The 6441-nt window shown below is 72.2% G+C and carries 5 protein-coding genes; 1 reads left to right on the plus strand and 4 read right to left on the minus strand.

The window, feature by feature from the left end; genetic code table 11:
- Nucleotides 1-420 (minus strand): TetR/AcrR family transcriptional regulator (locus KME77_RS18805; protein ID WP_308250765.1); only part of this gene is annotated, 420 nt, incomplete at its 3' end.
- 84 nt (nt 421-504) lie between these two features.
- Here KME77_RS18805 and KME77_RS18810 point away from each other — a divergent pair.
- Nucleotides 505-1782, plus strand: coding sequence for an FAD-dependent monooxygenase (locus tag KME77_RS18810; RefSeq protein ID WP_219469333.1), 1278 nt, complete (start codon nt 505-507; stop codon nt 1780-1782).
- A 912-nt stretch (nt 1783-2694) separates the two neighbouring features.
- On the opposite strand, the gene KME77_RS18820 is transcribed toward KME77_RS18810, so the two are convergent.
- The 3 genes from KME77_RS18820 to KME77_RS18830 all read right to left on the minus strand — a co-directional run.
- Nucleotides 2695-3069 carry a VOC family protein gene (locus KME77_RS18820; protein WP_219469335.1) on the minus strand — a complete coding sequence of 125 codons (375 nt, stop codon included), beginning with the start codon at nt 3067-3069 and terminating at the stop codon, nt 2695-2697.
- 88 nt (nt 3070-3157) lie between these two features.
- Entirely contained in the window at nt 3158-5350 is a 2193-nt protein-coding gene (secA2, locus tag KME77_RS18825) for an accessory Sec system translocase SecA2 (RefSeq protein ID WP_219469342.1), read from the minus strand.
- Between the two features lie 178 nt (nt 5351-5528).
- Nucleotides 5529-6441: DMT family transporter (locus tag KME77_RS18830; protein ID WP_219469339.1), on the minus strand; the 913-nt coding region annotated here is incomplete at its 5' end.

Genomic DNA, 6441 nt, shown 5'->3' on the forward strand with positions numbered 1-6441 from the left:
GTCCCGCGACCCCAGGGCCGCCAGCATCGCCACGGCCGGGTCGCGGAACCGCCGCCCCGACTCGTCGTAGATCTTGCGCAGCTCGGGGCGCCTGGTGGCCTCCAGTGCCAGCTCGTACCGGGCCAGCGTGCGTCCGGGGTCGGCGAGCTGGATCCGGAGGGCCGTGGTCAGCAGCCCGGCCAGCTCGTCCGGGTCGGTCGGCAGGGACGGCCCGTAGGCCGCGGCCAGCGCGCCTTCCTCCAGCTCGGTGAGGCGCGACAGCGTCAGCTCTAGCAGCGCCGCCCGGGTGCGGGCCAGGTTGGAGGTCGATCCGGGCGGCAGCCCGGCGGCCTCGTCGACGGCGCGGTGGGTGAGCCCGCGCATGCCGCGCTCCGCCAGCAGGGTGATCGCCGTGTCGGCCACGGTCTCGGAGCGCTTCACAGGACTCAACACTACACCGGTAGTGGGACCGGACTACAGGCGTAGTATGGTGGCACTACAGGCGTAGTAGAAGGAGGCGGGCACATGCCCAGAGCTGTGGTGATCGGCGGCGGCATCGGCGGGCTGACGGCGGGGATCGCGTTGCGCCGCAAGGGCTGGGAGGTGACCGTCCTCGAACGCGCTCCCAGGCTGGAGCCCGTCGGCGCGGGCGTGGCCGTGGCCGCCAACGCGCTGAAGGCGCTCGACGCGATCGGCGTCGGCGACCGCGTCAGGAAGCTGAGCAGGCTTCAGGGGCAGGTCGGGCTACGGTCCCCGGACGGCCGGTGGCTGACGCGCACGACCGAGGACAAGGCCCGGGAGAAGTTCGGCGACTCGGTCGTGATCCTGCACCGGGCGACGCTCGTGGACGTGCTCGTGGACGCTCTGGGGGCCGACGCGCTACGCCTGGGCACGACGGTCACCAGCGTAGAGCGGGACAGCGTGCGTACGGCGGACGGCGTGCGTGCCGCCGACGGCGTGCTGGAGGCCGATCTGATCGTGGCGGCCGACGGGATCCACTCCGCCACGCGGGCGGCGCTGTTCCCCGCGCATCCGGGCCCCGTGTACGCCGGGGTGACGGCGTGGCGGGGGCTGGTGCCCGCGCTCGACCGGGAGATCCGGAGCACGGAGACGTGGGGCATGGGGCTGGTGTTCGGGGCGCACCAGATGGACGACGAGCTGATCTACTACTACGCGACCGACCTGTCCCCCGCCGGGGCCACGCACGGTGACGAGCGCGAGGAACTGCTGCGGCGGTTCGGGGGCTGGCACGACCCGATCCCCGACCTGATCCGGGCCTCGGAGAACGACCGGATCCTCCGCAACGACCTGTACTACTTCGACCGGCCGCTGGAGGCCATGCACCGGGGACGGGTGGCGCTGCTCGGCGACGCCGCCCACCCCATGACGCCGAACCTGGGCCAGGGGGCGTGCCAGGCCATCGAGGACGCGATCGTCCTGGCGATGGCGGCGAGCGGCGAACTGGCGAGCGAGGAGCTGACGAGCGGCGAACTGGCGACCGACGAGCTGACGAGCGGCGAGTCCGAGGCGAGCGCCTCGATCGGCGGCGACGTCATGGAGGCCCGCCTGGCCGCCTACACCGCCGCCCGCCTGGAGCGGACCGCCATGATCACCCGGCAGGCGATGAACATCTGCCGGGCCACCAAACTACGCAACCCCCTGGCCGTAGGCCTCAGGGACGCCGGGATGAAGGCGGCTTCGCGGCTGACACCAGATCTGATGCTCCGCTCGATGGAGCAGGTGCTGGGCTGGCGGCCACCGGCGCCGGTTTCGAGTGGTCCGGGGCCAGCCGCCCGAGGGTGATCGTCCCGCCGATGGTCAGCGCGGCCGCGATCAGGGCGGGCACGGCCGTGGACGGGCTGGTCGGCAGCGGCTCGCCGAGCAGGATCGCGCCCGCCAGCACCGAGGTGATCGGGTCGATGACCTGCACGCCCGCGTACGCGATGCCGAAGTAGCCCACCGCGTACGAGCGCTGCAGCAGCACCACCGCGCAGACCAGCAGCACCGGCACGGCGACCGTGAACCAGTGCAGCAGCCTGCCCCAGTCGCCCTGCATGCCGCCGCCGACCACCCGGACGAACGTCGACACGCTCGCCGTCACCGCCCCCGCGCCGATCGACAGCACCAGGGCCTTGCCCGGGCCGCCCAGCCGGTTGGCGATCAGCTCGGCCACCAGCACGATCACGCCGATCACGGCGATGAACCCGATCGCGGCGCCGGTCCCGAGCCTGGGCGTCACGTTGTGCGCCGGCACCAGGAGCATCAGCCAGAGCAGCCCGACCGCGACGGCGATGGAGCCGAGGATCTCCGCCTTGTACGGCCGGCGGCCGTACATCAGCGCGGCCAGCGGCACCGCGAACACCAGCGTCGCCACGCTGATCGGCTGCACGGCCACCAGCGGCGCGAAGCTCAGCGCCACGGCGTGCAGGCAGGCGCCGGTGAACCCGATGACACCGCCGATCCACCAGCGGGGACGCCGCACCAGCCGGAGGGAGGCCCCCTCGGCCACGGCTTCATATTGTTGAAGGGCCGCGCCGAACGCGTACCCGAGCGCCCCGGCGAGCGCGATCACGAGACCGATCCAGGTCATCGGCGCCCGCGCAGGGACGAGGAACCTTCCAGGAGCATTGCTCCAGCTTATGAGGGATGGAAAGTGCTGCAATCATCCTTTTGGCCGAACATCACTCAACACAGGAGTAGTCCGGCCCTGAACAGTCAGGATTTTTCCGGGCATACGCAGAACAGGTGCCCCTCCGGATCCTGCAGCACGACCCAGCCGACGCCTTCCTCCGTGACGCCCGGCTGGAAGTCCGGCCTGGTGGCGCCCAGGGCGACGTACTCCTCGACCGCCTTCTCGACGTCCGGCACCCGGAAGTCGAGATGGAACTGCTTGTCCGGGCTGGGCCACTCCACCGGCTTGCGGTCGGGGACGCGGCCGAAGTAGATGTTCGTGGTCCCGTCGCCCACGGCAGCGTACTCGTCCTCGGAGTACTGGATGTCGAGGCCGGTCACCTTGTGCCAGAAATCGGCCATCTTCTTGGGCTCGGCGCAGTCGATGGTGAAGGCGATGAGCTTGGCTTCTGTGGTCATGTGACCAGCCTGGCACCCATACCTGCCACCTCCTGTCAGGTACGGCCCGCCGCCCATCCGGCCTTCACGCCGCCGCCCCCAGAACCCACTACCCCCGCCGCGTGGCCGAGGTGACCCGCTTGAGGATCCGGTCCCACTCCGTCCCGAACGGGTTGTCCTGCACCAGGTACGTCCATGTGGCCGCCGGCCGTTGCAACTCGGGCTCCGGCTCCTCGAACGACTCCACCGATCGCCGCTCCACCTCGCTCAGCAGCGTCTTGTACTCCGCCACGGCCTCACGGTGGAACTCGTCGACGGGGCTCATCCGGCCGAGCGCCCGCAGGTGGATGCCCTCCCGCAGGTCCGTCAGGAACGCCAGGTGCTCGGTCCAGCAGCGGTCGATGGCGTGCAGCACGATCTGCCGGGCCGTCTCGTCGCGGGTGTCCTCGGGCATGGCCGCCCAGCGTTCGGGGTCGGCCGCCTCCAGGGCCCTGGCGGCGGAGTCGCCGTGCAGGACCTTGTCGCGCCACTCCAGGATCAGCTCGCGCTGGTGCTCCAGCAGGCGGGTGTAGCGCCAGGTGTTGCGGTGGATCTCCAGGTTGACGCCCTCGGCGACGCGCTGGGCGTGGCCGACGAGGTAGGCGCCGCGCCGGTGGCGCACGACGCCGTCGGCGTCGGCGGCGGGCGGCCGCTCGTCGCTGACGAACTGGGTGATCAGGTCGTCCTTCATGCTGACGAAGAACACCGAGGCCCCGGGGTCGCCCTGGCGGCCGGCCCGGCCGCGGAGCTGGTCGTCGAGGCGGCTGCTGGCGTGGCGGCCGGAGCCGATGACGTACAGGCCGCCCAGCTCGGCGACGCCCTCGCCGAGGCGGATGTCGGTGCCGCGCCCGGCCATCTGCGTGGAGACGGTGATGGCGCCGCGCTCGCCGGCCTTGGCGATGATCGCGGCCTCCTCGGCGTCGTTCTTGGCGTTGAGGACGACGGGCTCCATGCCGCGGCGCTGCAGGAGCTTGGCGAGGTTCTCGGACTCGGCCACGTCGAGGGTGCCGATGAGGATGGGGCGGCCGGTGGCGTGCGCCTCCTGGATCTCCTCGACCAGCGCGGCGTCCTTGTCCGGGACGTCCGGGTAGAGGCGGTCGGGCTCGTCCTCGCGCACGCACGGCCGGTTCGGCGGGATCACCGCGACCTTGAGGCCGTAGAACTCGCCGAGCTGCTCGCTGACCGCGACCGCCGTGCCGGTCATGCCGCAGATCTGCGGGTAGCGCTTGATCAGGCCCTGGACGGTGATCGAGTCGAGGATCTCGCCCTTCTCGCTCGGCGGCAGCGCCTCCTTGGCCTCCACGGCCGCCTGGAGCCCGTCGGGCCAGCGCTGCAGCACCGCGACGCGGCCGCGCGAGGGGTTGATGAGCTGGACCTTGCCGTCGCGGACGATGTAGTCGACGTCGCGGCTGAGCAGGGCGTGGGCGTGCAGGGCGAGGTTCAGCTCGATGAGCGTGCCCGGCTCCTTCTCGTCGTACAGCTCGACGTCCAGCAGGCTCTCGACGCTGTCGGCGCCCTTCGGCGTCAGGTACACGTTGCGCGCCTGGTCGTCGATCTCGTAGTGGTAGCCCCTGATGAGCTGCCTGACCAGGGCGGCCATCTCCGGCACCGCGCTGCCCTCGTCGGCCGCGCCCGCCATGACCAGCGGCACCCGCGCCTCGTCCACGAGCACCGAGTCGGCCTCGTCGATCAGCGCCACCTGGGGCTCGGGCACGATGATCTCCGCCGGGTCGGTGCGCAGCCGGTCGCGCAGCACGTCGAACCCGACCTCGCTGACCGGCCCGTACGTGACGTCCTTCCCGTACGCCTCGCGCCGCTCCTCAGGCGTGGAGTTCTGGCCGATCCAGCCCACGCTGACGCCCATGGCCTCGTAGAAGGGGCCCATCCATTCGGCGTCGCGCCTGGCCAGGTAGTCGTTGACCGACATGACGTGCACCCGCTTGCCCTGCAGCGCGTACCCGGCGGCGGCCATCGCGCCGGACAGCGTCTTGCCCTCGCCGGTCGCCATCTCGGCCACCTTGCCGTCGAGGAGGGCGAGCGTGCCCAGGAGCTGCACGTCGTACGGGCGCAGGCCGAGGGTCCGGTCGGCGGCCTCGCGCGCGACGGCGCAGAACTCCGCCAGATCGTCCATGGCCGGCCGGGGCAGCTCGTCGAGCGCGCCGACGCGCTCGGCCCGTCCCCCCGCCGCTTTGACGATCTTCTTGTACGGGGTGAGGTTCACGCCTCCTGGGCGATCCAGGAGGTTTCTCACTATTCCGGAAATCGACGCCACAGTTCCTCCAACGCATGCTTTGTCAGCGCCGTTCCCCCATTTTCGTCTTTGGTGGCCGACTCTGTGCCGGCTTGGGGAGCGGAGCGACGATACGGCAAGCGTCGCCGTACCGGACCCTAACCCATACGACGCCCTGAATCGCCACTCCGCTCCACCCCTCAGCGAGCCGTCACTCCGTGCTCCCCGCCCGTACGGCGAGCATGCCCACCGCGCCGAGCAGCAGCGCGCACCCGCACCAGGCGACCGGCGTGAGCCGCTCCCCGAACAGCGCCACCCCGAGCACCGCCGCCCCGGCCGCCTCGCCGAGCGAGATGATCGACACGGTGGTGGCGCTGAGCGCGGTCAGCGCGCGGAAGAACAGCCCGTACGCGAGCGCGGTCGGCACCGCGCCCAGGTAGAGCAGCAGGGCGACGGGAGCGATCCCCGGCTCCGGCAGCACCCCGCCGGCCAGCGCGAAGGGCGCGAGGCAGACGGCCGCCACGGTGAACCCGCCGACGGCCGTGCCCTGCGGGTCGTCGTGGTGGTGCCGCGAGAAGAGGGTGACGGCGGCGTACCCGGCCGCGGACAGCAGCGCCAGCGCGATCCCCGCCGGCGCGGCGCCCTCAGGACCGGAACCACCACCGGCCCCGGCGCCGACGCCGAGGAGCCCCGACAGCGCCGGCCCGCCGGTGAGCAGGAGCAGGCCGCCCAGGGACGCCCCCAGCGCGGCCAGCCCGGCCCGCCCCAGCGGCTCGCGCAGCAGGAAACGGCCGCCCAGCGCGGTGAGGACCGGTGTGGCGCCCATGGTGACGACCGTGGCGACGGCGACGCCGCAGGCCGCGATCGCGCCGAAGTAGGCGGTCTGGTAGACGGCCATCCCGACGCCCACGACCACTACCCGTGAGTCGAAGGCCGCACGGGGCCGGCGGCCGGTGGCGAGCCGGGCGGCGGCGTACAGGAAGAAGGCGCCCAGCAGGTAGCGCCAGAACGAGACGTCGACGGGGCCGAGCCCGCCCGAGGTGAACAACAGCGACCCGGCGGCGCCGCCGGGGCCCCAGGCCGTCGCGGCCACGGACACGTAGAAGGCGCCCCGCCGAGCGGGG

The sequence above is a fragment of the Nonomuraea rhizosphaerae genome (assembly GCF_019396405.1).
GTDB classification, from domain to species: domain Bacteria; phylum Actinomycetota; class Actinomycetes; order Streptosporangiales; family Streptosporangiaceae; genus Nonomuraea; species Nonomuraea rhizosphaerae.